30 protein-coding genes are annotated in these 24091 nt (G+C 64.5%); 15 read left to right on the forward strand and 15 right to left on the reverse strand.

Features of this window, described 5'->3' with window-relative positions; all coding sequences use genetic code 11:
• Positions 1–108 precede the first annotated feature (108 nt).
• Positions 109–312, forward strand: coding sequence for a hypothetical protein (locus tag DEM25_RS12125; protein WP_109766002.1), 204 nt, complete (start codon positions 109–111; stop codon positions 310–312).
• Here DEM25_RS12125 and dprA read toward each other — a convergent pair.
• From dprA to DEM25_RS12145, 4 genes are read right to left on the reverse strand one after another with little or no spacing between them, the layout of a single operon-like run.
• Positions 274–1440 (reverse strand): DNA-processing protein DprA, encoded by a 1167-nt coding sequence (gene dprA, locus DEM25_RS12130; protein ID WP_245412891.1) that lies wholly within the window; start codon positions 1438–1440, stop codon positions 274–276. The two genes, DEM25_RS12125 and dprA, sit on opposite strands and share 39 nt — an antisense overlap.
• A 13-nt stretch (positions 1441–1453) precedes the next feature.
• Complete coding sequence (gene plsY / locus DEM25_RS12135) at positions 1454–2062, reverse strand: glycerol-3-phosphate 1-O-acyltransferase PlsY (protein ID WP_109766003.1); 609 nt, start codon at positions 2060–2062, stop codon at positions 1454–1456.
• A gap of 24 nt (positions 2063–2086) precedes the next feature.
• Positions 2087–3385, reverse strand: coding sequence for a dihydroorotase (locus DEM25_RS12140; protein WP_109766004.1), 1299 nt, complete (start codon positions 3383–3385; stop codon positions 2087–2089).
• The gene (locus DEM25_RS12145) at positions 3382–4344 is read right to left on the reverse strand and encodes an aspartate carbamoyltransferase catalytic subunit (RefSeq protein WP_109766179.1); all 963 of its coding nucleotides are present in this window, start codon (positions 4342–4344) and stop codon (positions 3382–3384) included. Before DEM25_RS12145 ends, DEM25_RS12140 begins: the two co-directional genes overlap by 4 nt.
• A 143-nt stretch (positions 4345–4487) precedes the next feature.
• On the opposite strand from DEM25_RS12145, the gene DEM25_RS12150 reads away from it, so the two are divergent.
• On the forward strand, positions 4488–6128 hold the full coding sequence (locus tag DEM25_RS12150) for an acyl-CoA dehydrogenase family protein (RefSeq protein WP_245412892.1): 1641 nt from the start codon (positions 4488–4490) through the stop codon (positions 6126–6128).
• Here DEM25_RS12150 and DEM25_RS12155 read toward each other — a convergent pair.
• Positions 6110–7045: an AEC family transporter gene (locus DEM25_RS12155; protein WP_109766006.1), complete on the reverse strand. Its 936-nt coding sequence runs from the start codon at positions 7043–7045 to the stop codon at positions 6110–6112. The two genes, DEM25_RS12150 and DEM25_RS12155, sit on opposite strands and share 19 nt — an antisense overlap.
• A gap of 158 nt (positions 7046–7203) precedes the next feature.
• Between DEM25_RS12155 and DEM25_RS12160 the strand changes: the two genes are divergently transcribed.
• Positions 7204–7545, forward strand: a complete 342-nt coding sequence (locus DEM25_RS12160) for a DUF6105 family protein (protein ID WP_109766007.1) — start codon at positions 7204–7206, stop codon at positions 7543–7545.
• Here DEM25_RS12160 and ruvX read toward each other — a convergent pair.
• Complete coding sequence (gene ruvX, locus DEM25_RS12165; RefSeq protein WP_109766008.1) at positions 7521–7997, reverse strand: Holliday junction resolvase RuvX; 477 nt, start codon at positions 7995–7997, stop codon at positions 7521–7523. The two genes, DEM25_RS12160 and ruvX, sit on opposite strands and share 25 nt — an antisense overlap.
• Positions 7998–8074: 77 nt before the next feature.
• Between ruvX and DEM25_RS12170 the strand changes: the two genes are divergently transcribed.
• The 5 genes from DEM25_RS12170 to DEM25_RS12190 all read left to right on the forward strand — a co-directional run bounded on the left by DEM25_RS12170 (position 8075) and on the right by DEM25_RS12190 (position 12075).
• Complete coding sequence (locus tag DEM25_RS12170; protein ID WP_109766009.1) at positions 8075–8782, forward strand: metal-dependent hydrolase; 708 nt, start codon at positions 8075–8077, stop codon at positions 8780–8782.
• Positions 8783–8885: 103 nt separating this feature from the next.
• Positions 8886–9173 carry an Asp-tRNA(Asn)/Glu-tRNA(Gln) amidotransferase subunit GatC gene (gene gatC, locus DEM25_RS12175; RefSeq protein ID WP_109766010.1) on the forward strand — a complete coding sequence of 96 codons (288 nt, stop codon included), beginning with the start codon at positions 8886–8888 and terminating at the stop codon, positions 9171–9173.
• Between the two features lie 26 nt (positions 9174–9199).
• Complete coding sequence (gene gatA / locus DEM25_RS12180; protein WP_109766011.1) at positions 9200–10684, forward strand: Asp-tRNA(Asn)/Glu-tRNA(Gln) amidotransferase subunit GatA; 1485 nt, start codon at positions 9200–9202, stop codon at positions 10682–10684.
• Between the two features lie 61 nt (positions 10685–10745).
• Complete coding sequence (locus DEM25_RS12185) at positions 10746–11066, forward strand: HU family DNA-binding protein (RefSeq protein ID WP_109766012.1); 321 nt, start codon at positions 10746–10748, stop codon at positions 11064–11066.
• Positions 11067–11085: 19 nt separating this feature from the next.
• Positions 11086–12075: a hypothetical protein gene (locus DEM25_RS12190; RefSeq protein WP_109766013.1), complete on the forward strand. Its 990-nt coding sequence runs from the start codon at positions 11086–11088 to the stop codon at positions 12073–12075.
• Positions 12076–12139: 64 nt separating this feature from the next.
• Here DEM25_RS12190 and DEM25_RS12195 read toward each other — a convergent pair whose 3' ends face one another.
• Both DEM25_RS12195 and DEM25_RS12200 read right to left on the reverse strand, forming a co-directional pair.
• Positions 12140–12394, reverse strand: a complete 255-nt coding sequence (locus tag DEM25_RS12195) for a YjhX family toxin (protein ID WP_109766014.1) — start codon at positions 12392–12394, stop codon at positions 12140–12142.
• 289 nt (positions 12395–12683) lie between these two features.
• The gene (locus tag DEM25_RS12200) at positions 12684–12968 is read right to left on the reverse strand and encodes a DUF6455 family protein (protein WP_109766015.1); all 285 of its coding nucleotides are present in this window, start codon (positions 12966–12968) and stop codon (positions 12684–12686) included.
• A 183-nt stretch (positions 12969–13151) separates the two neighbouring features.
• Between DEM25_RS12200 and gatB the strand changes: the two genes are divergently transcribed.
• The 3 genes from gatB to DEM25_RS12215 all read left to right on the forward strand — a co-directional run bounded on the left by gatB (position 13152) and on the right by DEM25_RS12215 (position 16312).
• Positions 13152–14651 carry an Asp-tRNA(Asn)/Glu-tRNA(Gln) amidotransferase subunit GatB gene (gatB, locus tag DEM25_RS12205; RefSeq protein ID WP_109766180.1) on the forward strand — a complete coding sequence of 500 codons (1500 nt, stop codon included), beginning with the start codon at positions 13152–13154 and terminating at the stop codon, positions 14649–14651.
• Between the two features lie 108 nt (positions 14652–14759).
• Positions 14760–15248 (forward strand): GNAT family N-acetyltransferase, encoded by a 489-nt coding sequence (locus DEM25_RS12210; protein ID WP_109766181.1) that lies wholly within the window; start codon positions 14760–14762, stop codon positions 15246–15248.
• A 191-nt stretch (positions 15249–15439) separates the two neighbouring features.
• On the forward strand, positions 15440–16312 hold the full coding sequence (locus DEM25_RS12215) for a hypothetical protein (RefSeq protein WP_109766016.1): 873 nt from the start codon (positions 15440–15442) through the stop codon (positions 16310–16312).
• 25 nt (positions 16313–16337) lie between these two features.
• On the opposite strand, the gene DEM25_RS12220 is transcribed toward DEM25_RS12215, so the two are convergent.
• Positions 16338–16757, reverse strand: a complete 420-nt coding sequence (locus tag DEM25_RS12220; RefSeq protein ID WP_196780366.1) for a hypothetical protein — start codon at positions 16755–16757, stop codon at positions 16338–16340.
• A gap of 92 nt (positions 16758–16849) precedes the next feature.
• On the opposite strand from DEM25_RS12220, the gene DEM25_RS12225 reads away from it, so the two are divergent.
• The 4 genes from DEM25_RS12225 to DEM25_RS12240 all read left to right on the forward strand — a co-directional run bounded on the left by DEM25_RS12225 (position 16850) and on the right by DEM25_RS12240 (position 18732).
• On the forward strand, positions 16850–17341 hold the full coding sequence (locus DEM25_RS12225) for a DM13 domain-containing protein (RefSeq protein WP_109766017.1): 492 nt from the start codon (positions 16850–16852) through the stop codon (positions 17339–17341).
• Positions 17342–17343: 2 nt separating this feature from the next.
• The gene (locus DEM25_RS12230) at positions 17344–17724 is read left to right on the forward strand and encodes a DUF427 domain-containing protein (RefSeq protein WP_109766018.1); all 381 of its coding nucleotides are present in this window, start codon (positions 17344–17346) and stop codon (positions 17722–17724) included.
• 80 nt (positions 17725–17804) lie between these two features.
• Entirely contained in the window at positions 17805–18203 is a 399-nt protein-coding gene (locus tag DEM25_RS12235) for an NADH:ubiquinone oxidoreductase subunit NDUFA12 (protein ID WP_109766019.1), read from the forward strand.
• A gap of 151 nt (positions 18204–18354) precedes the next feature.
• A complete protein-coding gene (locus tag DEM25_RS12240) occupies positions 18355–18732 on the forward strand; it encodes a DUF2155 domain-containing protein (RefSeq protein ID WP_245412906.1) in 378 nt (125 codons plus the stop codon).
• Between the two features lie 16 nt (positions 18733–18748).
• On the opposite strand, the gene aat is transcribed toward DEM25_RS12240, so the two are convergent.
• From aat to DEM25_RS12270, 6 genes are all read right to left on the reverse strand, one after another.
• A complete protein-coding gene (gene aat, locus DEM25_RS12245) occupies positions 18749–19366 on the reverse strand; it encodes a leucyl/phenylalanyl-tRNA--protein transferase (protein WP_109766021.1) in 618 nt (205 codons plus the stop codon).
• Between the two features lie 44 nt (positions 19367–19410).
• Complete coding sequence (gene accC / locus DEM25_RS12250) at positions 19411–20763, reverse strand: acetyl-CoA carboxylase biotin carboxylase subunit (protein ID WP_109766022.1); 1353 nt, start codon at positions 20761–20763, stop codon at positions 19411–19413.
• A gap of 15 nt (positions 20764–20778) precedes the next feature.
• Positions 20779–21258, reverse strand: coding sequence for an acetyl-CoA carboxylase biotin carboxyl carrier protein (gene accB / locus DEM25_RS12255; RefSeq protein WP_109766023.1), 480 nt, complete (start codon positions 21256–21258; stop codon positions 20779–20781).
• 52 nt (positions 21259–21310) lie between these two features.
• Positions 21311–21754: a type II 3-dehydroquinate dehydratase gene (aroQ, locus tag DEM25_RS12260; protein WP_109766024.1), complete on the reverse strand. Its 444-nt coding sequence runs from the start codon at positions 21752–21754 to the stop codon at positions 21311–21313.
• 132 nt (positions 21755–21886) lie between these two features.
• Positions 21887–22642: a DsbA family protein gene (locus DEM25_RS12265; protein ID WP_109766025.1), complete on the reverse strand. Its 756-nt coding sequence runs from the start codon at positions 22640–22642 to the stop codon at positions 21887–21889.
• 34 nt (positions 22643–22676) lie between these two features.
• The gene (locus DEM25_RS12270; RefSeq protein WP_245412893.1) at positions 22677–24035 is read right to left on the reverse strand and encodes a M48 family metalloprotease; all 1359 of its coding nucleotides are present in this window, start codon (positions 24033–24035) and stop codon (positions 22677–22679) included.
• Positions 24036–24091 lie beyond the last annotated feature (56 nt).

Genomic DNA, 24091 nt, shown 5'->3' on the forward strand with positions numbered 1-24091 from the left:
CACGCTTTACGAGTATAATTTCCGGAGTATCGCTTGTTTTGCAACTTATGGTGATCTATCTTCGCGCCAAGCCGCTTTTTTCTTTCCGCGTCGCGCCAGGAGCATTCAGTGCCAGACAATCATCGCGAAACGCGTGCCGACAGACTTGGCTATATTCAGTCGATGCTCGGTCAATTGCGGACGATGGCCGAGGCCGAGCGTTGCGACCTTCTGACCTACCTGATCGAGATGGCCTATATCGAGGCCAGCGATGCCATGCGCGGCCAGCAGCCGTCACGGGGCGGGGACAAGAAGCGAGACACGGTTGCCTGAATGCCGCTCGATGCGGCCGGCAAGGTCCAGTTCCATGATGATCAGGAACATCTGCGGTGCGCCCAGCCCCGCTTCGACAATCAGTTCATCGACTGCCACCGGGGTCGGTCCCAAAAGGGCCAGCACCTTCTCGCGCGCGTCGTCGTCGGGCGGCAATGCCATCATCGCGGTCAACTCCATGGGCGCTGGCGGCGGCTGGTAGAACTCGGCGGCCGGATCGAGCGGGCTGATCGCTTCGATCACGTCGTCGGCCGACCGTACCAGCGTGGCGCCGTCGCGTATCAGCGTGTTGGTGCCGTGTGCACGCGGATCGAGCGGTGAGCCGGGAACCGCAAGGACGAGCCGCCCCAGTTCTCCGGCCAGCCGCGCCGAAGTCAGCGAGCCGGACCGTGCGGCGGCTTCGACGACCACCAGCGCCATCGACAGGCCGGCGATCACGCGGTTGCGGCGTGGAAAGTCCTTGGCGCGGGGCTGCCAGCCAAACGGCATCTCCGTGATCGAGCAACCCTTGCCCTCCCGCTCGATCCGCGCCAGCAGATCGACGTTCTCGGGCGGGTAGGGCTTGTCGGGGCCGCCGGCCAGGACCGCGATTGTTCCCGTCGCAAGCGCCGCCTCGTGCGCCGCACCGTCAATGCCGCGGGCAAGGCCCGAGACGATGGCGTGCCCCTGTTCGCCCAGCTCCGAAGCCAGGCGGCGCGCCATGGTCAGCCCGGCCATCGACGCGTTGCGCGAGCCGACGATCGCGACGGCAGGGGCGTGGAGGATGCTCGTTTCGCCGGTCACCGTCACCAGCGGCGGTGCCTGGTCGGCAAGACGCAAGAGCGGCGGATAGTCCGGCTCGCCGATGCCGATCAGGCGCGCGCCATGGGCGGCGATGGCCTCCAGCTCGGCCGCAGCTTCCTCTTCGGACGGAATGTGCGGGTGGCGCCGGCGCCCACCGCGCGTCGACAGTTCCGGCAGCATGGCGAGAGCCTGTTCGGCCGACCCGCAATGGTTGATCAGGTCACGGAAGGTGGCCGGCCCGACATTTTCCGCGCGCCAAAGGCGCAGCCATGCCAGCCTCTGCCGGTCCGACAACACGAAGCGAACCGCCTGCGGCTCGGTATCGGCCTGGCCGTCCTCCGGCACGCCTGGTCTCCCGTCATCCCTTTTGGCCGATCCGGCTCTCGGTGCCCTCGCGCAGCCGCGCAATATTGGCGCGATGCTTGAAGAACACCAGAGCGGTCAGGCCGACATAAAGCCAGCCCAGCATGTTTTCGCCAAGGATGAACAAAGTCAATGTGGCCACGCAGACGCCGACAAGCGCGGCCAGCGACGAATAACGCGTGATGAAAGCCGTCAGCAGCCATCCGGCGGCGAACGGCAACAGAACCATCCAGGAATAGCCCAGCGATATACCGGCGAAGGTCGCAACGCCCTTGCCGCCGCGAAAGCCCAGCCAGACGGGGTAGAGATGGCCGACAAAGGCGCCGAACCCCGCCGCCATCGCCGCCTCGGTGCCGAAGGCCTTGGCGATGAGAACCGGCGCCAGCCCCTTGAGCGCATCGAGCAGCAGGGTCAGCGCGGCAAGGCCCTTGTTGCCGGTGCGCAGCACATTGGTCGCGCCGATATTGCCCGAGCCGATCGATCGTATGTCGCCCAGCCCGGCCAGGCGCGTCAGAATCAGGCCGAACGGGATCGAGCCGCACAGATATCCGCCGACAAGCGCAGCCAAAGCGGTCAGAAGGCTGAATTCACCGATCGTGTCCATCACATCCTCCCGGCGCGGTGCCGATCATGCCGCAAAGACCGTGCGTCCGGCAACGACGGTTCGCACCGAGCGCCCGGTCAGGCGGGCTTCGTCGAAGGCGGTGTTTTTCGACAGCGACCGCAATTGCGCCGCATCGAGAACGAAGGGCTCGTCGATATCGATGACGGCGAAATCCGCCGGCGCACCCGGGCGCAGCGTGCCGGCATCGAGCCCGAGCCGGCGCGCAGGCGCGGTGCTCATCGCCTCGATCAGGCGCGGCAGCGGCACGTCGCCCGAATGATGCAGGCGCAGCGCCGCGCTGAGCAGCGTCTCGAGGCCGACCGCGCCGTCCTCGGCCTCGGCGAAGGGCAGGCGCTTGGTGTCGACATCCTGCGGGTCGTGGTCCGAGCAGATCGTGTCGAGCGTGCCGTCATTGAGAGCGGCGATCATCGCCTGCCGGTCGTCTTCGTGGCGCAGCGGCGGCGACAGTTTGAAGAAGGTCCGGTATTCGCCGATATCGTTCTCGTTCAGCGTCAGATGGTTGATCGACACCCCGGCCGTCACGTCAAGCCCGTCGGCCTTGGCCCGGCCGATTGCGTCGGCGGCTGGCGCGCACGAAATCTTCGCCGCATGATAGGCCGCGCCGGTCAGGCGGGCAAGGCGCAGATCGCGGTCGAGCGGCAGGAGTTCGGCTTCGCGCGGGATGCCGGGCAGCCCCAGAAGGCTGGCGAACAATCCTTCATTCATCACGCCCGCGCCGGCCAGATCGGCGTCGCGCGTGCAATGATCGATCACCGCGTCGAAATCGCGCGCATAGGTCATCGCGCGCCGCATTACCGCGGCATTGGCGATGGTCTTGCGGCCCTCGGTGAACATGACCGCGCCCGCACCGCGCAGATTGCCCATTTCGGTCATTTCGGCGCCGCCAAGGCCGATGGTGATCGCCGCCGCCGGATGGACACGCACGGCGCCGGTTTCGCGCGCCGTGCGCAGCACGAATTCGACCAGCGCGACATCGTCGATGACCGGGCTCGTGTCCGGCATCATCACGATCGAGGTGACACCGCCCGCCGCCGCCGCTTCGCAGGCCGACGCAATCGTCTCGCGATGCTCGCCGCCCGGTTCGCCGATATGGACGCGGTTGTCGACGAGGCCCGGCACGATGGTCAGCCCGGTGCAGTCGATGCGTGTCGCACCGTCCGGCAATCCCTGGTTGCGCGCGCCCGCACCGGAGGCGGCGATCACGCCGTCGGTGACGATCAGCGTGCCGGTCTCGTCGATGCCGCGCGACGGATCGACAATGCGGGCATTGTCATAGACCGATGTTCCGGTGGCGGGCGTCATGGCGCCACCGCCTCGTTCCGGCGCGGATCGAGCAGCGCTTTCATCACCGCCATGCGCACGGCGACGCCCATCTCCACCTGTTCCTCGATCACCGACTGCGGCCCGTCGGCAATCTCCGAGGCGATCTCCACCCCGCGGTTCATCGGCCCCGGATGCATGACCAGACAATCGGGCCTGGCATGGGCGAGCTTGGCCGCATCGAGCCCGTAATGGCGGAAATATTCGCGCACGGACGGCACGAACCCGCCGGCCATGCGCTCGCGCTGAAGGCGCAGCATCATGACGACATCGGCGTCGTGAATGCCGTCCTCCAGCCGGACATGATGTTCGGTGCCCATCTCTGCAATCCCCGCCGGCATCAGCGTCGAGGGTCCGACGGCGCGCACCCGCGCGCCCATCGTGTTCAAAAGGATGATGTTGGAGCGCGCGACGCGGCTGTGCAGGATGTCGCCGCAGATCGCCACCGTCAGCCCGTCGAGCCGCCCCTTGTGACGCCGGATCGTCAGCGCGTCGAGCAGCGCCTGGGTCGGATGTTCGTGCGCGCCGTCGCCGGCATTGATCACCGCGCAGCCGACCTTGCGGGCAAGCAGCGCGGCGGCGCCGGCAGCGCCGTGACGGATCACCAGAATGTCCGGATGCATGGCGTTCAGCGTCATCGCCGTGTCGATCAGCGTTTCGCCTTTTTTGACCGAGGACGAGGCGACCGCCATGTTCATCACATCGGCGCCGAGCCGCTTGCCGGCCAGTTCGAACGAGGCCTGGGTGCGTGTCGAGGCTTCGAAGAAAAGGTTGATCTGCGTCAGCCCGCGCAGCACGGCCTTCTTCTTTTCGCGCTGGCGCGAGATATCGACGGCTTCGTCGGCCCGGTCGAGCAGGGTTGCGATGTCCGGATAGTTGAGCCCGGCGATCCCCAGAAGGTGCCGGTGGCCGTACAGAGGGTGGTCTGCGGATGCTGTCATGCTGAATGTGCCGCTTAAGCGCAATCGGTGCCGGTCGCAAGCGAGCGGGCGCGCGATCACAGCTTTTTGGGTGCCCATTCGCAGTGTGCGGCCGATGGGCTAGGCTGCAGCCGACAACCGGAATCACCATGCGGGATGCTGCCGTGAACACCTCGCCGACCCATGCCGTCACCAATCAGCCGCCGCCGCGCGCCGGCGGCAACGCCTATCGCGACGATGCGCTGCTTCTGGCCCTGACCAAGGCGATGAGCGGCGAGACGGTGCGCGAACTGGACCAGATCGGCCGCTATGTTCTGGCGCCGGAAGCGCTCGATCTGGCGCGTCTTGCCAACGAATCCCCGCCGCGTTTGAGGACCCATGACCGCCAGGGACGCCGCATCGACCAGGTCGAATTCCATCCTGCCTGGCACGCGCTGATGCGGCGCTCGGTCGGCTGGGGCCTGTCCAGTTCGGTCTGGGAGGAAGTGCCGCGCAAGGCCGGCAATGCCCATGCCACGCGCGGCGCGCGGTTTTTCATGATGGCGGGGCTCGAAACCGGCCATCTGTGCCCGCTCACCATGACCAGTGCCGCCATGGCCGCGCTGATGGTCTCACCGCAGCTTGCGCGCGAATGGGGCCCGCGCCTGATGACCCGCCAATATGACAGCGCCAACCGCGCACCGGTCGAAAAGGCCGGCCTTCTGATCGGCATGGGCATGACCGAAAAACAGGGCGGCAGCGACCTGTCGGATCTTTCGAGCCGCGCCGAACCCGCCGGCAACGGGCTCTACCGGCTGACCGGCCACAAATGGTTCATGTCGGCTCCCATGTGCGATGCCTTCCTCATGCTGGCGCGTACGGCAAACGGCATATCGTGTTTCCTCGTGCCGCGTTACCTGGCCGGCGGCGAGCGCAACGGCCTTGCCTTCCAGCGCCTCAAGGACAAGCTCGGCAACCGGTCCAACGCGTCGTCCGAGGTCGAGTTTTCCGGCGCGATCGGCCAGCTTGTGGGTGAAGAAGGCCGCGGCATCAGGACGATCCTCGAAATGGTCACGCTGACCCGCCTCGATTGCGCGCTGGCCTCGGCGGGCCTCATGCGGTCGGGGCTCGCCGAAGCCGTCCATCATGCCCGGCATCGCAAGGTGGCCGGCGGCGCGCTCGTCGACAAACCGCTGATGACGCGGGTTCTTGCCGACATGGCACTCGATGTGGCGGCGGCGACGGCCCTGTCGTTCCGGCTGGCGCGCTCGTTCGATGGCGCCGGCGGCGATGCGGCCGAAGGCGCCTTTGCCCGGGCGATGACGCCGGCAATCAAATACTGGGTCTGCAAGACCGCGCCGCCACTCCTCGCCGAGGCGATGGAGAGCCTTGGCGGCAATGGCTATGTCGAGGAAGGCATTCTGGCCCGGCATTTTCGCGAGGCTCCCGTCAACGCGATCTGGGAGGGCTCGGGCAACATCATGGCGCTCGACGTCATGCGCGTTCATGCGCGCTCGCCCGAAACGTTCGATGCCATCGTCGACGGCCTGTCTCACGATCTGGGCAAGGCCGGCACGCGCACGATCGAGGTGGTGCGGGCGGCACTGGCGCTGGCCGCGCGCGACGAAGGCGCGGCCCGGATCGCCACCGAACAGCTGGCGCTGGCTGCCGCCGCCGCCGAGTTGCGGCGCCTGGGCATGGGCGCGCTCGCCGATGCGTTTGCCGAGACCCGGCTTGGCGGCGCCTGGCGGGCAACTTACGGCATGCTGGACGCGCGGTTCGACGCGCGCGCGATCCTTGACGCGCTCTATGTCCCGGCCAGTTGAGCGGTGATCGCCAGAACGGCGGGGATCGACAGGAAGGCGATGGCCGTTTGCACGGTCACGGCAGCCGCATAGGCTTCCGCGTCGCCGCCCATCTCGCGCGCCAACACATAGCCGTTCATCGCCGTCGGCACGGCGGCGCACAGCGCCAGATAGTGCAGCTCGAGACCGTCAATGCCCATCAGGATCGCCAGCCCGATCATCAGCACCGGCAGGACGGCAAGCTTGAGGACGGAGGGTGCGATGACGGCCCATCCGGTCAGCATCCGCACATTGCCCTTCAGGCCGGCGCCGATGGCCAGTAGACCCATGCCGAGGGCGGCACGACCGACCAGATGCAGTGCGTCCATGATCGGGCCGGGCAGGGGGAAGGGCAGCAGCCGGACGATGATCGCCAGCGCCGTGCCGACGATAAGCGGGTTTACGGCGACTTTGCGCAGCGTCGCGCCAAGGCTCGGCTTGGCGTTGGTGAACCATGCGACCACCGAGACCGTCGCCACATTGATAGGGATGATCACCACCGCCATGGCGAGCGCGACCATGGCCGCGCCTTCGGGCGGAAACAGCTTTTCGGCAACGGCGAGCGCGATGAAGCCGTTCCAGCGGATCGATGCCTGAAAGACCGATGAGTAGGTCGGACGCGACAGGCCCTGCCGGCGCAGCAGCGGCCACAATGCGAGCGCCAGGAACCCCAGAACCGTCACCGCCGCCAGAAGGACAAACATCGCCGTGCCGAGCGACAGTCCGGAAAAGTCGGCGCGCACGATCGTGGTGAACAACAGCACCGGATAAAGGACGTAGAACCCCATCCGGTCGAGGCCGCGCCAGAAGTCTGGCTGGAAAAGGGGCAGGCGTTTCAAGCCATTGCCGGCGAAGATGAGAATGAAGATCGGTGCGATGGAGGCGAAGATGGCGGCCATGATGGCCGCTCCTTACGCCTCGGTGCCGTTTCCCGCAACGCATGCCGAGTCGCCCCCGAGAGGGTCCGCGGCGCGTTAACCCTAACAAATGGTTTCATTTGTCTGTCGCGTTGCGCTGATCGATAGTGCCATGGGCACAAGCGACGGGCGGAGAGCGGATGCGCTATGTATTTTGGTTCTGGTTTGTGCCCATGGGTTTCCTGTGGAGCTGGTTTTTCCTGTCGTATCACGACATCAGCTTCGGCCTGCGCTTCTTCTCCCGCCAGACCCATGACCTCGTCTTTCTGATCTATGGCCATGTCTTGGGCATGGAAAAGGACGTCGTCGTCCAGCTCCTCGTCAAAGCCTGCATCGTCGACACGTTCCTGATCATGGGCATCCTCGCCTTCCGGCGCCGGAAGGCGATCCGCGCATGGTGGCAGGAGCGGCAGGCTGGCGGCCCGGCGCCGACGCCCGTCCAAGCGAAGGCGGCTGATCAGATCGTTGCGCCGGCCGAATAGAGCCTGTCCAGAACACCTTGCAGAATGAAGGCGGCCGCGGCCGAATCGATGCGCTCGCCGCGCTTTTTCCGGCTCATGTCCTGGTCGATGAGTGCGCGCTCGGCGGCGACCGTCGACAGCCGCTCGTCCCAGAACGCATGGGGCAGGGCGATCCGGCTCGCCATGTTGCGGGCGAATGCCCGGGTCGATTGCGCGCGCGGGCCTTCGCTTCCATCCATGTTGACCGGCAGGCCCAATATGATCGCCCCCACATTGTCCTTGTCGAGTTGCGCGGCCAGCGCGCTCACGTCCGCGGTGAACTTCTTGCGGCGGATGACGGGCCGGGGATGGGCGAACGAAAGCCCGGCATCAGACACCGCAATGCCGATGGTCTTCGTACCCAGATCGATCGCGGCCAGCGTCTGGCCCTTTTCGAGCCCTTCGGCGATGGCTTCGATGGCGGTTTCCGGCATTTGCGTTCCCGGCGCGATGGACTGTGTCAGGCGCGCTTTCTAGAATGGGCCGGTCCCAATTGCGAGGAGGCAATGCGATGAAGCTCACTTGGTTCGGCCATTCCGCGTTTCGTATCGATCATGGCGATGCCCACATCCTCATCGACCCGTTCCTGTCGGACAATCCGTCATGGGGTGGCGGCTGGGAGGCGGCTGCCGACGGCGCAACCCACGTGCTTTTGACGCACGGCCACGCCGATCATATCGGCGACAGTGTCGCTATCCTCAACGCGAGCGGCGCGATGCTGGTCGCCAATTTCGAGATCTGCCGGTACCTGGTGGGGCAAGGCGCCGACGAGGCGAGCATCAACCCCGGAAACTTTGGCGGAACGGTGGATTGCGGGCCATTCCGGACGTCGTTCGTCCGTGCCGAACATTCTTCGTCCATGCCGACCGGCGACGGTCAGAACGTCTATCTGGGCAATCCGGGCGGCCTGGTGCTCGCCTTCGACGATGCGCCGAGCGTCTATCACATGGGCGACACGGACATCTTCTCCGACATGGCATTGATCGACGAGTTCCACCGCCCACAGGTGGGGCTTGTGCCGATCGGCGACCGGTTCACCATGGGCGCCTCGGCCGCCGCGCTCGCCTGCCGGCGCTACTTCAACTTCACGACGGTCATTCCGTGCCATTACGGCACGTTTCCCCTTCTCGACCAGACCGCGGACGCGTTTCTCGAAGCGATGGAGGGCGATGCCGAAACGGTGACCGTGCCGGAAATCGGCAAGCCGATCACGCTCTGACGCCGATCGGATACGGAGGACCTCAGGCCCCCGGCGCCCCGTTGCGCCGCCGACCGCGCGCCGTTATAGCGGGGCCAGCACTTTCGATTTCCCGGAGCCATCGATGTCCGTCGATACCGCCACCGTCAAACGTGTCGCCAAGCTCGCGCGCATCCGCGTCAGCGACGATGAAGCTGCCCATCTGGAAGGCGAGCTGAACGCTATTTTGGGCTTTGTCGAGCAATTGTCCCAGGTCGACATCGAAGGCGTCGAGCCGATGACATCGGTGACCGAAATGGCGATGAAGAAGCGCCAGGACGCCGTCACCGACGGCGGCAAGGCCGCCGACATCACCGCCAACGCGCCCAATTCGGAAGACAATTTCTTCCTCGTGCCCAAAGTCGTCGAATAACAGCCATTAGCGGGTTTCCCCGACACATGACCGACCTGACAAGCCTGACCATTGCCGAGGCGCGCGACCGGCTCGCCGCCAAGGATTTCACCGCCCTCGAACTGACCGACGCCTATCTGGCGGCGATCGACGGCGCCAACGGTGCCCTGAACGCCTATGTGGCGACGACCCCCGACCAGGCCCGCCGGATGGCTTCCGCCTCCGACGAACGCCGCGCAAGCGGAACAGTCGGCGCGCTCGAGGGCATCCCGCTCGGCGTCAAGGATCTGTTCGCGACCGATGGCGTCCACACCCAGGCCGGCAGTCACATTCTGGACGGCTTCAAGCCGCGCTACGAATCCACAGTCACGGCCAATCTGTGGGCCGACGGCGCGGTCATGCTCGGCAAGCTGAACATGGACGAGTTCGCGATGGGCTCGTCCAACGAGACGTCGTATTACGGCCCCGTTGTCAATCCGTGGCGCGCCAGGGGCTCGAACGTGGATCTGGTGCCCGGCGGCTCGTCCGGCGGCTCGGCCGCCGCCGTCGCCGCCCATCTTTGCGCCGGCGCCACCGCCACCGATACGGGCGGCTCGATCCGCCAGCCGGCCGCCTTCACCGGCACGGTCGGCATCAAGCCGACCTATGGCCGTTGTTCGCGCTGGGGCATTGCCGCTTTCGCGTCCTCGCTCGACCAGGCGGGCCCGATCGCCCGCGACGTGCGCGATGCGGCGATCCTGCTCAAGTCCATGGCCAGCGTCGACGCAAAGGACACGACCAGCGTCGACCGCCCGGTTCCAGACTACGAGGCGGCGCTTGGTGGTTCGGTGAAAGGCATGACGATCGGGATCCCGGCCGAATACCGGATGGACGGCATGCCGCGCGAGATCGAAACGCTCTGGCAGCAAGGCATTGCGTGGCTCAAGGACGCTGGCGCCGAGATCAAGCCGATCTCGCTGCCGCACACCAAATATGCGCTGCCGGCCTATTACATCGTCGCGCCGGCGGAAGCCTCGTCCAATCTGGCACGCTATGACGGCGTCAAATACGGCCTGCGCGTGCCCGGCAAGGACATCGTCGAGATGTACGAGAACACGCGCGCGGAGGGTTTTGGCGCAGAGGTCAAGCGCCGCGTGATGATCGGCACCTATGTGCTGTCAGCGGGCTACTACGACGCCTATTACCTGCGCGCCCAGAAGGTCCGCACGCTGATCAAGCGCGACTTCGAGACGGTCTTCGGCGACGGTGTCGACGCGATCCTGACGCCGGCGACACCGTCCGCGGCCTTTGGCATTGGCGATCAGGACATGGCCGCCGATCCGGTGAAGATGTATCTCAACGACATTTTCACGGTCACGGTGAACATGGCCGGGCTTCCCGGCATCGCCGTGCCGGCCGGGCTCGACGGGCAGGGGCTTCCACTTGGCCTCCAGCTGATCGGCAAGCCGTTCGACGAGGAAACTCTGTTCCGCACCGCGCATGTGATCGAACAGGCGGCGGGGCGCTTTGAACCGGACAAGTGGTGGGGTTGAACCGTCCAGTTGAACCTGAATATAGTGGTCGCCACGCTTTCAATAAAAGTGCGACGGGGCGATGAACAAACAAGAATTGATCGATCAGGTTGCCGCAAGCACGGGTCTTTCCAAGGCTGAAGCAACGGCCGCCGTCGATGCCGTTTTCGCAACCATCGCGCAGGAGATCGCCAGCGGCGACACCGTGCGGGTTCCCGGTTTCGGCAATTTTGGCGTGGCGGACCGGGCTGCCCGCCAGGGGCGCAATCCCGCGACCGGAGAGCCTTTGGCGATCCCGGCCAGGCGGCTGCCGAAGTTCGGGCCGGCCAGGACGCTCAAGGATGCGGTGAACGACGAAAACACCGGCATCATGTCGGTCGGCAAGGGCACGACACCTCCCTGACATCCGCAAGGGTCCGGACATGGATTTCAGCAAGATCGTTGGCCTGTTCGACCGTGAGTTCTTCGTCGGCTATCTCAATCCCGTTCTGATATTCGGGTTTCAGCTGTTCATCATCGGTCAGGTGTTCCAGACCGACCTTTTGTTCGGTCTGGTCGATGGGCTGGACCAGTTGGTGACGGTTGCCGCGGTCGCGCTGATCGCGGTTTCGCTGTCGGTCACGTTGATGATTGCCGGTCCGCTGTCCCTTCTGTTTGTTCAGGGATATGTTCTGGAAGGCGTGACCGACGGCATGGCGCTCATCGCGCGGCACCGTGACCACTATCGCCTGCGGCTGAAGCCGGCGGTGGAGTTCCAGGAGCGCATCGACAAAGCGCGCGCTACCGGCAAGAAGGAGCCCGCACCGGCCGATCCGGCAGGTCATCAGGCGCGCATGCGCGAGGCCGTGGAGAACTATCCGGACAATCCGGGTAACTTCCTGCCCTTCATGTTGGGCAATGTCCTGCGGGCGGGGGAAGTGCATCCGCGCGTTGTCTACGGGCTCGATGCGGTGGGATCGTGGGAGCGCCTGCAACCGCTTTTGCCCGAGGCAATGAGCGCCATCGTCGCCGGCAGCCGGTCGCAGCTTATGTTCTTCGTCAATCTGTTCCTGCTCAGCCTGGTTTCGTTCGTCGCGCTCGTGTGGCTGTGCTTGCGCGCCGGTGACCTGGAGAGCGGTTTCGTCGCGATCGCCCTGGCGCTGTTTGGTCTCTGGGCGATCCTGAGGCTGACCCGCCTTGCCGGACGTTCGCACATGCGGTCCGTGGCGGCATGCTACGATCTCTATCGCTCAAAGCTCGCCGATCAGTTGGGCCTCGCCATGCCGCTGAACGCCAGTGAGGAACGGCAGATGTGGATCGACGTCACTCGCGTGTTCCAATACCGCTCCGCCAAGGCGTGGGAGCGTCTGGACGCCTATCGAAAATCGCCGGAGCCGGAAGAACCGGACAATCAGGACAAGCCGAAATCCTAGAGCGGCCACAGGCGCAAGACCGGGGGCCGAATGCGAAACCGCAATCGGCCCCCGGTATCATCTGTCAGCGATTGTCGAGCTGGCTGCGCACGAGGCCAAGCCCGCGCCGCGTGATGCGGTAGGCGCCGCCATTGAGCGAGCGGATCGCCTTGCGGCGCTTGAGCTTGCGGAACAGGTCGAGATCGAGCCCGGGATAGCGCCACCCCTCGCGGGTGAAGCAGTCCACATGAACGAAACGCTTGTGAGCCTTGATGGCCTGAATGTGCCCGCCTTGCGCGAGCAGGTGGAGAATGCGCTGTTCGGCGCGTGAAATGTCCATGGTTCTGAGGTCCGGAAATGCGGCCGTCTGGCCGCAGACAAAGGCAAGCCGCCCGGCGGGCGGCCGGTTGCTCTCTTGTCTGGCCCTGATCGTCTTGCGACGGTCAGGGCACTACCGGGTCTCGGTGGAACCGAACATGAAAACTCCTGATGGGCGGGCATATAAGCGCCGGCATCGCGCCTGTAAAGGTGCGCGACCAACGTCACGCCGCGGCGGTCAGCAAGCAAAAAAAGACCGGGCTCATCGAACGATGAAAGCCCGGCCAGTCGGTTGGGAGAGATGAAACTTTCTAGGCGTGTTGAAGCTTCTCGGCTTCGATATCGTGCTTGAGCCGCTCGAACAGGTCGTGGTTGCGGCAATAGCCGGGCGCCTCTTCGGCTCTGTCATGGCCGGCCAGCCACTTCTCGCAGGCATCGGGCTCGGCGCACGTCATGCAGCGGTTGGCGGCGCGGCGCAGCACATTGGCATGATCGGCCCGGCTCTGCAGCGCATCGCGCGCATCGACCGTGTCGATCATCTTTTCCATCAGGTCCGCCTTGCGGATCATGCGCCGGTACATGGCCAGAAGAGACATGGTTGTTACTCCCTTTCGACCAAAAATGAGGCGATTCCGGCGGGCCGGCTTTGACTTCGATCAAGCGTTCTGCGCGTGCGGCCTGTGCCCTTCGGTGCGGTGCCGGCCCTTGCGGGCAGGGCCCGCTTGGACTAACGAGCGGTGTGGATTTCCCTTCCCCGTTTGACCGAGAAACCGACCGACATGACGCTCGTTGACACACGCACGCCCGATCCCAAACGCCTGATCGCCGGCGCCACAGGCGACTGGGAGATCATCATCGGCATGGAGGTGCACGCGCAGGTCACCTCGCAGTCCAAGCTTTTCTCGGGCGCCTCGACCTCGTTCGGTGCCGAGCCCAACGCCAACGTGTCGCTGGTCGACGCGGCGATGCCGGGCATGCTGCCGGTGATCAACCAGGAATGCGTCCGCCAGGCGGTTCGCACCGGTCTCGGCCTGAAGGCCGAGATCAACAAGAAGTCGGTCTTCGACCGCAAGAACTATTTCTACCCGGACCTGCCGCAGGGCTACCAGATTTCCCAGTTCAAGCAGCCCATCGTCGGCGAGGGCACCGTGCAGGTCGCCGTCGGCCCCGACAAGAAGGGCGAGTATGAAGAGGTCGAGGTCGGCATCGAACGGCTGCATCTGGAGCAGGATGCCGGCAAGTCGATGCACGACCAGCATCCGACCATGTCCTATGTCGACCTGAACCGCTCGGGCGTCGCGCTGATGGAGATTGTCTCCAAGCCCGACATGCGCTCGGCGGACGAAGCCAAGGCCTATCTGACCAAGCTGCGCCAGATCCTGCGCTATCTTGGCACCTGCGACGGCAACATGGACGAGGGGTCGATGCGCGCCGACGTCAACGTGTCCGTCCGCCGGCCGGGCGCCGACTTCGGCACGCGATGCGAGATCAAGAACGTCAACTCGATCCGCTTCGTCGGTCAGGCGATCGAGTACGAGGCCCGTCGCCAGATCGCCATCCTCGAGGATGGCGGCTCGATCGACCAGGAAACGCGCCTGTTCGATCCGGGCAAGGGCGAGACGCGGTCGATGCGCTCCAAGGAAGAAGCGCACGACTATCGCTATTTCCCGGACCCCGACCTGTTGCCGCTGGAGTTCGACGACGCCTTCATCGAGGAACTGGCCGCCGGCCTGCCCGAACTGCCCGACGACAAGCGGTCCCGTTTCATGGCCGAGGGCCTGACCGCCTATGACGCCTCGGTGCTGGTCTCCGAAAAGGCCATTGCCGACTATTTCGAGCAGGTCGTCGAGGGCCGTGATGCCAAGACGGCGGCCAACTGGGTGATCAACGACCTTCTGGGCGCCTTGAACAAGGCCGGTCAAACCATTGACGAGACTCCCGTTTCGCCTGACCAGCTCGGGGCGATCATCGACCTGATCAAGGAAGGCACGATATCGGGCAAGATCGCCAAGGAACTGTTCGAGATCGTCTGGTCGGAGGGTGGCGATCCGGCTCGCGTCGTCGAGGAACGCGGCATGAAGCAGGTCACCGACACCGGCGCCATCGAGGCCGAGGTCGATGCCGTCATCGCTGCCAATCCCGACAAGGTCGAGCAGGCCAGGGAAAAGCCGAACCTTGCGGGTTGGTTCGTCGGCCAGGTGATGAAGGCGACCGGCGGCAAGGCCAACCCGCAGGCCGTTCAGGCGCTTGTGAGGCAGAAGCTCGGGATCGAGGACTGACATCCGGGCGCGACCCGTAACGGGCGCGCCAAACCTCGCCTCTTGTCATTTTGACGCATTGTGGCAAGGATGCGCCCGCAAACCGCCCGAGAGGACGAGACACAAGCGATGTGGATCCGCACCGCGTCCACCGAAGACCTCGAAACGATCTCCGCCATGCTGACCGAGACATGGCATGACACCTACGATCAGATCTATGGCCGCGAAAAAGTGGCCGAACTGACCGGCGCCTGGCATTCGGTGGCGGCCCTCAAGCAACGCATGAACAAGCCCCGTTCGGAGTTCATCGTCTGCGACGATGGCGCCGAGATATCGGGCATGGCCTATGTCACCCAGGTCGATGGCGAGACATCCATGCTGCACCAGCTCTATGTGCGCCCGACCACCCAGGGGCAGGGCATCGGCCAGAAGCTTCTGGTCGAGGTCGAGGCCTGCTTCCCCGATGTCCGCAAGATCCGCCTCGAAGTCGAGGAAGCCAATGAGCGCGCCGTCAAATTCTATGGCGACAACGGGTTCAAGAAGGTCGGCACGACGCCCGATTGCGGCGTCAAGGGCTCCGGCATCCCCGCCGTGATCATGGAAAAGGTGATCTGGTAGCGAGCCGGGCGATTCGCGGTTTTTCTGCGCCAGTAACGATCAGATGTATTGGACGCTGACGCTTTTTCCACAGCGTTGATCGTGCATTTTTCAGAAGATTCAAAGAACTAGAAAAGTGTTGCGAAGATTCCGCGTCAGCCGTTGATCGATATTCGATATGTGCTCAAATCACCAAGTGAGCGGGGCTACATATGATCAACATTGCCAGAATTGTTCCGATTGTCTTTTTTCTAAGCGCGTGCAACGCCAACTTTCAAATCCCGTCAATCCAGTACGCTGACGATGATTACATAATCGGTCGAGCTGGTTGGATTTTTGGGGTCGATTGTCCAGAACAGGAGATGAACGGGGCAGAACGGTGTCCGGAAAGGTATGCACCGAAACCAAGGACGATCGGTGAGATCAAGAGGCACGCCGAGCAGATCAACGGAATGAACGCGATTATACCAGCGGCGAATTCAGCCGAACAACAAGGCAATGGTGTCGGGTCAGTCACCAGTGCCTCAGAAGTGCTGGTTGACAGCACTTTGCGCAATTCGGTTCAAACACTTCTGATGATGCACGCAGATGAAGTCTGCAGCAATTATCAGTACCGATTGCTTGGCACGGTGGTTGGTGCGCGGATCGGCGCAAACGCGTTGGACCAGGCTATCGGGTTGCTGGCAGGCGTTGTCACAGGTTCCCTTGCGAGTGAGTTTCTCGGGCAAGTGCGTGGGGCGTTCAGCTCATCAGCTGGTTTTCTCGATGACGACTTTCTGAAAGCCTCCTTTTTCTTGAGAGAGTTCGAAGGTGTTCAAAAGCGCAAGCGCATCATGAAGAGCATAATATTGGTTGCTCAAAGCTATCCGCTGAAAGCACCCGACCCCGCCGTTGGTAAGGTCAACGAAAGATACTCGATGATGGAAGCGATATCAGACGCGGCAGCATATCACCGGATATGCGACATCGGATATATCTTGGCGGCAGGAAGCGAGCTCGACAATGCACAAAAACACCTGTTTGCTTGGCGCTTCAGCGGCGAATTTAGCCAAATGGCCCGCGCTGGCGATCTTCCGGAGAACTAAAGGTCTGTAGCAAAAAATCCCGCACTCACCACTCCATCAGTGTTCCGCCGTCCGGATCGTAGACCTGCACCACCGCGCATTCGATCAGATAGGGCCGCGCGTCGCGGTCGCACAGCGCTTCGCCCACATTTCGGGCAATCTGTTCGTCCGGCAGACCGCACACCACCTCGTGCCAGTGCGGGCCTTCGGAGTGCTGCAGGAAGACATCGACGCTGAAGCCCGCCGGCTCGCACCAGTTGGTCCTGATGCAGTCTTCCTTGAGCGCGCCCGATTCCATGCATTGCGCCACCGCCTTGCCGAACGCTTCCTCCATCGTCGCGCCAATGGCCACGCCGCTGCCCTGTTCGGGCGCCTGAACGAAGGCGATGCCATCGGCAAGGGCCGGCGTGATGGCCAAAAGGCCGGCGAATGCTGTGCCAACAAGCGTTTTGGTCCGGGCGGTCATGGACGTCTCCTCAATGTGATCGGCGCGCACTGTTCGCGCGCACCATAGCGGCCTAAGGTGACGGCGCGAACTGATCCTTTGAGGAAAACGCCATGCGCCGGTTTCTGGCGATCGCCATCCCCGTCTTCGCGCTGGGCTTTGTGTGCGGCGCGGCGGCCTGGTACCTGTTCTCGCCGCTGATCATCGATGAGGTCGTCTCCGAGGAACTGCCGGCCGGGCTGGTCGTCACGGAGGTCGCCAGCGGCCAGTTCCGGGACGCCGACCGCGCCCATCGCGGCACCGGCAATGCGCAGCTTCTTGAAACGGGGACCGGCGCGCATCTTCTGCGCTTCACAGAATTCGAGGTCACCAATGGTCCCGATCTCGAAGTGTGGCTGGTCGCCGAACCCGATCCGCAAACGTCAGGCGATGTGACCGCCAGCCAGTGGCTGTCGCTGGGCCAGCTCAAGGGCAATGTCGGCGACCAGACCTATGTGATCCCGGAAGGAACCGACATTTCCGCCTATGGCTCGGTCGTCATCTGGTGCCAGCAGTTTTCGGTGCTGTTCTCTCCTGCAACGCTCGAATTTGCGACGGAAGGCTGACAATGTCCGAGACGATCATCCGCAATCCCGGCAATCGCGATCATCTCGCCCGAATCCGGCCGCTCGGCCGGACGGTGACCGTGACGTCGGGTGGAGCGACGCTAGCCCGGTCGGACGCCGCGTTCGTCCTCGCCGAGGAAGCACCCCGGTACGGCAAGCTGCCCGAGGTCATCTACATTCCGTCCGCCGATGTCAGCGGGCTGACGCCCGTCGAAGGCAAGTCGACCCATTGTCCGCTGAAGGGAGACGCGTCCTATCTCGCCCTTGATGGCAGGGAGGTGGCATGGACCTATGATCGCTGCATCGACGGAGCGGACGTGCTGTCGGGCTACATTGCCTTCTATGCCGACCGGGTGGCGATCGAGACGCAAAGCGCGGCCTGACGCCGGATGCCTCCCTTCGTCCCTCTTGCAATGCGTTTTGTGCGGCGCCATAACCGCGCCAGACGGACAAGGCGAACCCGATGAAAACCTTCCTGACGCAATTCTTCACATGGTGGAACGGCCAGACGCTGGGCACGCGTTTTTTCACCTGGCGCCATGGCACGCGGGTCGGCGAGGACGAGTTCGGCAATGTCTATTACACCGGCGGCAGCGATGCCGATGGCGCCACGCGGCGCTGGGTGATCTATAATGGCTACGCCGAAGCGTCGAGCGTTCCGCCCGGATGGAGCGGCTGGCTGCATCACCGCGTCGACACGCCGCCCAGCGAGGAAGACTATACGCCGCGCGAGTGGCAAAAGCCCCATCTGCCCAACCTGACCGGTTCGTCCGCCGCCTACCGGCCCAAGGGCTCGATGCTCAATCCCGAGACACGGCCCGTCACCGACGGCGATTACGACGCCTGGACCCCGGGCAGCTGACCCGACCGCTCCACTGGTTAATCAATTATTGACCCTGTTTTGGCCATAAGCGGCGGTTAGCCCGCGTGCCATGAAGAGAAGCGCATCGATGAATCGCCGGGGACCGGTCCGATCGGGATTGAAGCGGCTTGTGCCGGCACTGATGCTGGGCATGCTCGCCACGTCTGCCGCTGCCCAGCAGGCCGGTGAACCGGCGGCCAAGACGGCCAATCCGGTCGCCGAGTTTTCCGGCATCGACAAGATCACCGGCCGCATCATCACGTTCGACGTCTACATCGACGAGACGGTGCAGTTCGGCGCGCTGCAGATCACGCCGCGCGTGTGCTATTCGCGCGCCCAGAATGCGCCGCCCGGTTCGTCCACATTTGTCGAGGTCGATGAGATCACGCTCGACCGGAAGATCCGCCGCATCTTCTCGGGCTGGATGTTCGCCGACAGCCCCGGCCTGAACGCCATAGAACACGCGGTCTATGATGTGTGGCTGAAGAGCTGCAAGGCCGAATCGGACGTTCCGCCGCCGCAGTCCTGAGCCATTTCAGCGCGGTTCAATCGAACCTGGCGGTGCCGACGAGCGCCTCCGCAAGCATATGCTCATATTCGGCGCGCGGCACATCCACCGCTCCGAAACGCCTGAGATGATCGGTGGTGAACTGCGTGTCCAGCAGCGCAAAGCCGCGCTCCTTCAGGCGTTCGACCAGATGCACGAGGCAGATCTTCGAGGCATCCGGGCGGCGCGAGAACATGCTCTCGCCGAAAAAGGCCCGGCCCAGGGATACGCCGTAGAGACCGCCGACGAGCTGGTCGTCGTCCCACGCTTCCACCGAATGGGCGTGGCCGAGCCTGTGCAGGTCCGTATAGAGCGACAGGATCGTTGCGTTGATCCACGTCTTGCGGCGTCCGGGCGCCGGCTCCGCGCAGGCGCGGATCACCGGGCCGAAGGCGGCGTTGAAGGTGACATGATAGCGCGCCTGCCGGACGGTCTTGGCAAGGCTCCTCGGCACATGAAACCGGTCGAGCGGAATGATGCCGCGCATCTCCGGCTCGACCCAGTAGAGCGTCGGATCGCCGGCGTCCTCGGCCATCGGAAACAGCCCGACCGAATAGGCTTTCAGCAGCACCTGCGGCGTGATACGGCCCTCGCCATTGCCGTCACGCCCGATCATCGGATCCGCCGTCGGCCGATTGGAGGCGGGGTAGCGCGCACGCGTCAGGTGTCTTCCGCCTGCCGGGCGAGATATTTTTCCAGCCAGTGGATGTCATAGTCGCCATTGGCGATGTCCGGGTTTTCCACCAGGTCCTGAAACAGCGGCAGCGTCGACGAAATCCCGTCGATGACGAACTCGCCCAGCGCGCGCCGCAGCCGCATCATGCATTCGACGCGGTTGCGCCCATGCACGATCAGCTTGCCGATCAGACTGTCATAATAGGGAGGGATCGCATAGCCGGCATAAACGCCCGAATCGACGCGCACGCCCAGGCCGCCCGGCGTATGGTAATGGCTTATCGTGCCCGGCGAGGGCATGAAGGTCCGCGGATCTTCGGCGTTGATACGGCATTCGATGGCATGTCCGTTGAAGCTGATCTGCTCCTGTGTCGCCGATAGGCCTGCGCCGGAGGCGACGCGCATCTGTTCGTGGACCAGATCGATGCCGGTGATCGCCTCGGTCACCGGATGCTCGACCTGCAGCCGCGTGTTCATCTCGATGAAGTAGAATTCGCCGTCCTCGTAGAGGAACTCGACTGTGCCCGCGCCGCGGTAGCCCATCTCCGCCACCGCATTGGCGCAGATCATGCCGATCCGGTCGCGCGCCTCGGCGTTCAGCGCCGGCGAGGTCGCTTCCTCCCACACCTTCTGGTGGCGGCGCTGCAGCGAACAGTCCCGCTCGCCCAGATGGATGGCCTTGCCGTCTCCGTCGCCGACGATCTGCACCTCGATATGGCGCGGCTTGTCGAGATATTTCTCGATATAGACCGCATCGCTGCCGAAGGCGGCTCCCGCCTCGGTCCGCGCCGTGTCCAGAGCCACCGAAAGTTCGGCCTCCGACCAGGCGACCTTCATGCCGCGCCCGCCGCCGCCGGCCGCCGCCTTGATGATCACCGGATACCCGATCTCGGCCGCAATGCGCTTGGCCTCGGCAATTTCCGTCACGCCGCCGTCCGAGCCCGGCACCACGGGAATGCCGAACTTGGCTGCCGTGCGCTTGGCCTCGATCTTGTCGCCCATGATCGAGATGTGGTGTGCGGTCGGGCCGATGAAGGTAATGTTGTGCGCTTCGAGGATTTCGGCGAACTTGGCGTTTTCCGACAGGAACCCGTAACCCGGATGCACGGCGTCCGCGCCGGTGATTTCGCAGGCGGCGACGATCTGGTGGATGTTGAGATAGCTGTCGCGCGACGGGGGCGGTCCGATGCACACGCTCTCGTCGGCGAGACGCACATGCATGGCGGTTTCGTCGGCCGTCGAGTGGACCGCGACGGTCGGAATGCCGAGCTCCTTGCAGGCACGCAGGATGCGCAGCGCGATCTCTCCGCGGTTGGCGATCAGGACCTTGTTGAACATGGGTTTCGCCCGCGCTTACTGGATGACCAGAAGCGGCTGGCCGAATTCGACCGGTTCGCCATCTTCGATCAGAATGTCCGTCACCGTGCCGGTGCGCGGCGCGGCGATCTGGTTCATCACCTTCATCGCCTCGATGATCAGCAGCGTTTCGCCCTCGGTGACATTGGCGCCCACCTTGACGAACGGATCGGATTCGGGCGCGGGCGCCAGATAGGCCGTTCCGACCATCGGCGCGGGCACCGCGTTTTCATGGCTGGCCGCCGGCGCCGCCGCGGGTTCCGGCGTGACCGAAGGCGTCGCGGCGGGGTGGGCAGGCGCTGCGGCCGCCGGAGCCGGCATCGCAGCATGGGCGAAAGCCTGCGGCGCAGGCTCGCGGCTGACGCGGATGCGCATGTCGCCCTGTTCGACCTCGATTTCGGTCAGGTCGGTCTCGTTCAGGATTTGCGCCAGATCGTTGACCAATTGCTTGTCAAAGGCTGTTTTCTTGTCAGACATGTTGTCCTCTTGTGCCCCGTGCGCGTGTGCCCGCGCGTGTCGAAAGTACCGCTTAAGCGCCGTCCGGCGTCTCCGCAAGGGCGCGGATCGCCAGCAGATAGCCATCGGTGCCCAGCCCGACGATCGTGCCCCTGCAGACCGCCGACAGCATGGACCGGTGCCGGAAACGCTCGCGCGCATGAATGTTGGAAATGTGCACCTCGATCACCTCGGCGTTCGATCCGGCGATTGCGTCGCGCAGGGCGATCGAAGAGTGCGTGTATGCGCCGGGGTTGAAGACGATCGAGATGCCGGCCAGCCCCGCTTCCTGCACCTTGTCGACAAGCGCGCCCTCGTGATTGGACTGAAAGTGCGAGATTTCCAGCCCAAGTTCCGCGCCGAGGCGCTCGCACTGCGCGTTCAGATCGTCGAGCGTCTGGTCGCCATAGACCTCCGGTTCCCGCTTGCCGAGCAGGTTCAGATTGGGTCCGTGAAGGATCAGAACATGTTTGCCCATGGCGCCGTCAGCCCCGATTGCCGTCAGGACTGACTAGTCGCGGGCGCAACCCACGGCAAGCCCCGGGCCGGCGGCGAAAGGTCGGAGACGCCGAAAACCACACGTTTCTCGCGCGATCGGCGGCCTGGCGGGTCAGTTCGTTGCATCGCGGACACTGGCGATCGTGTCGCGCAGCGTCCGTTCGCCGAGCGCGCCGGGAACCATCTGGTCGCCGATGACATAAGACGGTGTTCCGGTGATGCCCAGCGCCTCGGCCAGAAGATAGGTGGTCTCCACCGAGCGCGCGTTTTGCGGGTTGGCCATTTCCCGGCGCAGCGCCGCCTCGTCGGCGCCGAGCGCGACGGCGATCCGCACCGCCGCCTCTTCGTTGGCGCGGCCGTCGACATTCATGAGCTGCTCGTGGAACGCGGCATAGCTTTGCGGCATCAGCCGGTTGAAGGCCAGCGCGACCATGTGGGCGGCCTGCGAATCCTCGCCCAGGATCGGGAATTCCTTCAGCACGAAACGCAGGTTCGGATCGGTTTCGATCAGCGCGTTCATGTCTTCCATCGCACGCCGGCAGAAGCCGCAATTATAGTCGAAGAACTCGACGATTGTGACATCGCCATCGGGGTTGCCGAGCACCGGGTCCGCGGGATGGCGAAACAGATCGTCGGCCGCCGACGCGATCACATCCTTGCGCCGCTGGTCCTCCTCGGCGGTTCGCTGCGCTTCCAGCGCTTCCTGAACCTCGATCATCACCTCGGGATTGGCGAGCAGATAATCGCGCACGATTTCGCCGATCTCGGTGCGCTGTGCCTCATCGAAGCTTTGCGCCCACGCCGGTGTGAGGGGCAGGGCCACGCACAGGGCAAGAGCGGCGATGGCTTGAACGGCAAATCGGGGCATTGGAAAACCTTGGGTTGGCGTGCCGCGCCGGGGTTCAGCGCGGCAGGCGGAAACGGTGAATGTCATCGGCACGCAGCCATTGCGGTGCGCCTTCGTTAAAGCGTCTTTTGGCGCGCGCGGCAAACCGGCGCGCCTCCTCATAGCGTCCGGCGTGGAAGTTGGCTTCCGCGGTGGCCAGTTCCGCCTCGCCGGTCGCGCCGAGCCGGCCATAGGCCATCGCCAGGTGCTGGTAGGCGCGCGGATTGGCCGGATCGAGCGTGATCGCCACTTCCAGTTCGCCGATGGCGCGCCGCAGATTGGCCTCGCCGCCGGCCAGCACCAGCGCATGGCCGAGCGCCACCTGCATGGTTGGCGCGTTGCCGCCGGCGAGCCGCACCGCGCGGCCGAACGAATCGACCGCGCCCTGCGCATCCTGGGCGCGCAGCAGGATTTCGCCTCTGGCCTCATGGAAGTAGGGATCGTTCGGGCTTTCGGCGATCAGCTGGTCGATGATCGGGACGGCGGCACGCGGCGATCCGTTCAGGAAGGTCGACAGCGCCTTGCCGTATCGCGCCGCCTGCGATCCCGGATTGTCGCGGAAACGGCTTTCCACCGCGCCGGGCCCGTAGCTGTAGGCGAGGATTTTGGCGCGTGCCCGGTCGTGACGGCGCTGCAGGGCGGCGCTGTCGGTCTTGTTGAAATGCGGGCTCTCCTTGGCGATCGTTTCCAGGGCCACGCGGCGCTCGCGGGGCAGGGGATGGCTGATCCGGTAGGGGTTGATCTGCCGGCCGGCAAGGCTCAGTTCGCGCTCGAAGCGGTCGAACGTGGTCAGGAGCCCCTTCGACGACTGCCCGGTCCTGTTCAGATAGTCGACCGCTGCCCGGTCGGCGGCCAGTTCCTCGGTGCGCCGGTATGACAGAAGGCCGCGCTGCGCCGCCTCCGCGCCGCCCATCGCGATGCCGCCGCCGGCGCCCACCGCATCGCGATTGCCCGACAGGCCGCCGGCGATTGCCGCGCCGACGCCGAGCACGGCGGTGACGGCGGCAATGGTCTGCGCCCGGTCGATCTGCTGACGCAGGCGGTCCTGATGGCCGCCGGCCAGGTGTCCGACCTCATGGGCGATGACGCCGATGATCTCGTTGGGTGTCTCGGCCTGCACGATGGCGCCGATATTGATGAAGATCTTGCGGCCGGAAACGAACGCGTTGAACGAGCGCTGGTTGACCAGAACGATGTCGGTGCGGCTGCGCTTGACGCCGGCAACCCGAAGGATCGGTTCGGCATAATCGGCGAGCAGCGCTTCGATCTCGGCATCGCGCACGATCGGCACGCTTCCCGATTGCGCATGCGCCGGCAAAACGCCCGCCAAAGCGAAGCACAAGGCGATCAGCGCTGTGGCAAGACGACCGGCCAAGGTGTCCCACTTTCCGTTTTCGATTGCGCGGAGCGGACAAATGCCCTACCGGCGGT

The sequence above is a fragment of the Oceaniradius stylonematis genome (assembly GCF_003149475.2).
Taxonomy (GTDB): Bacteria; Pseudomonadota; Alphaproteobacteria; order Rhizobiales; family Rhizobiaceae; genus Roseitalea; species Roseitalea stylonematis.

Coding starts and splice junctions, on each gene's coding strand:
- DEM25_RS12235 (WP_109766019.1), top strand. CDS start 17,805: ATGAAAACCTTCCTGACGCAATTCTTCACATGGTGGAACGGCCAGACG.
- DEM25_RS12145 (WP_109766179.1), bottom strand. CDS start 4,344: ATGACAGCATCCGCAGACCACCCTCTGTACGGCCACCGGCACCTTCTG.
- DEM25_RS12170 (WP_109766009.1), top strand. CDS start 8,075: ATGAAGCTCACTTGGTTCGGCCATTCCGCGTTTCGTATCGATCATGGC.
- accC (WP_109766022.1), bottom strand. CDS start 20,763: ATGTTCAACAAGGTCCTGATCGCCAACCGCGGAGAGATCGCGCTGCGC.
- DEM25_RS12210 (WP_109766181.1), top strand. CDS start 14,760: ATGTGGATCCGCACCGCGTCCACCGAAGACCTCGAAACGATCTCCGCC.
- DEM25_RS12160 (WP_109766007.1), top strand. CDS start 7,204: ATGCGCTATGTATTTTGGTTCTGGTTTGTGCCCATGGGTTTCCTGTGG.
- gatA (WP_109766011.1), top strand. CDS start 9,200: ATGACCGACCTGACAAGCCTGACCATTGCCGAGGCGCGCGACCGGCTC.
- DEM25_RS12140 (WP_109766004.1), bottom strand. CDS start 3,385: ATGACGCCCGCCACCGGAACATCGGTCTATGACAATGCCCGCATTGTC.
- ruvX (WP_109766008.1), bottom strand. CDS start 7,997: ATGCCGGAAACCGCCATCGAAGCCATCGCCGAAGGGCTCGAAAAGGGC.
- DEM25_RS12215 (WP_109766016.1), top strand. CDS start 15,440: ATGATCAACATTGCCAGAATTGTTCCGATTGTCTTTTTTCTAAGCGCG.
- DEM25_RS12240 (WP_245412906.1), top strand. CDS start 18,355: ATGCTCGCCACGTCTGCCGCTGCCCAGCAGGCCGGTGAACCGGCGGCC.
- gatB (WP_109766180.1), top strand. CDS start 13,152: ATGACGCTCGTTGACACACGCACGCCCGATCCCAAACGCCTGATCGCC.
- DEM25_RS12200 (WP_109766015.1), bottom strand. CDS start 12,968: ATGTCTCTTCTGGCCATGTACCGGCGCATGATCCGCAAGGCGGACCTG.
- DEM25_RS12195 (WP_109766014.1), bottom strand. CDS start 12,394: ATGGACATTTCACGCGCCGAACAGCGCATTCTCCACCTGCTCGCGCAA.
- plsY (WP_109766003.1), bottom strand. CDS start 2,062: ATGGACACGATCGGTGAATTCAGCCTTCTGACCGCTTTGGCTGCGCTT.
- DEM25_RS12230 (WP_109766018.1), top strand. CDS start 17,344: ATGTCCGAGACGATCATCCGCAATCCCGGCAATCGCGATCATCTCGCC.
- DEM25_RS12265 (WP_109766025.1), bottom strand. CDS start 22,642: ATGCCCCGATTTGCCGTTCAAGCCATCGCCGCTCTTGCCCTGTGCGTG.
- DEM25_RS12155 (WP_109766006.1), bottom strand. CDS start 7,045: ATGGCCGCCATCTTCGCCTCCATCGCACCGATCTTCATTCTCATCTTC.
- DEM25_RS12220 (WP_196780366.1), bottom strand. CDS start 16,757: ATGACCGCCCGGACCAAAACGCTTGTTGGCACAGCATTCGCCGGCCTT.
- DEM25_RS12190 (WP_109766013.1), top strand. CDS start 11,086: ATGGATTTCAGCAAGATCGTTGGCCTGTTCGACCGTGAGTTCTTCGTC.
- DEM25_RS12225 (WP_109766017.1), top strand. CDS start 16,850: ATGCGCCGGTTTCTGGCGATCGCCATCCCCGTCTTCGCGCTGGGCTTT.
- gatC (WP_109766010.1), top strand. CDS start 8,886: ATGTCCGTCGATACCGCCACCGTCAAACGTGTCGCCAAGCTCGCGCGC.
- DEM25_RS12185 (WP_109766012.1), top strand. CDS start 10,746: ATGAACAAACAAGAATTGATCGATCAGGTTGCCGCAAGCACGGGTCTT.
- accB (WP_109766023.1), bottom strand. CDS start 21,258: ATGTCTGACAAGAAAACAGCCTTTGACAAGCAATTGGTCAACGATCTG.
- aroQ (WP_109766024.1), bottom strand. CDS start 21,754: ATGGGCAAACATGTTCTGATCCTTCACGGACCCAATCTGAACCTGCTC.
- aat (WP_109766021.1), bottom strand. CDS start 19,366: ATGATCGGGCGTGACGGCAATGGCGAGGGCCGTATCACGCCGCAGGTG.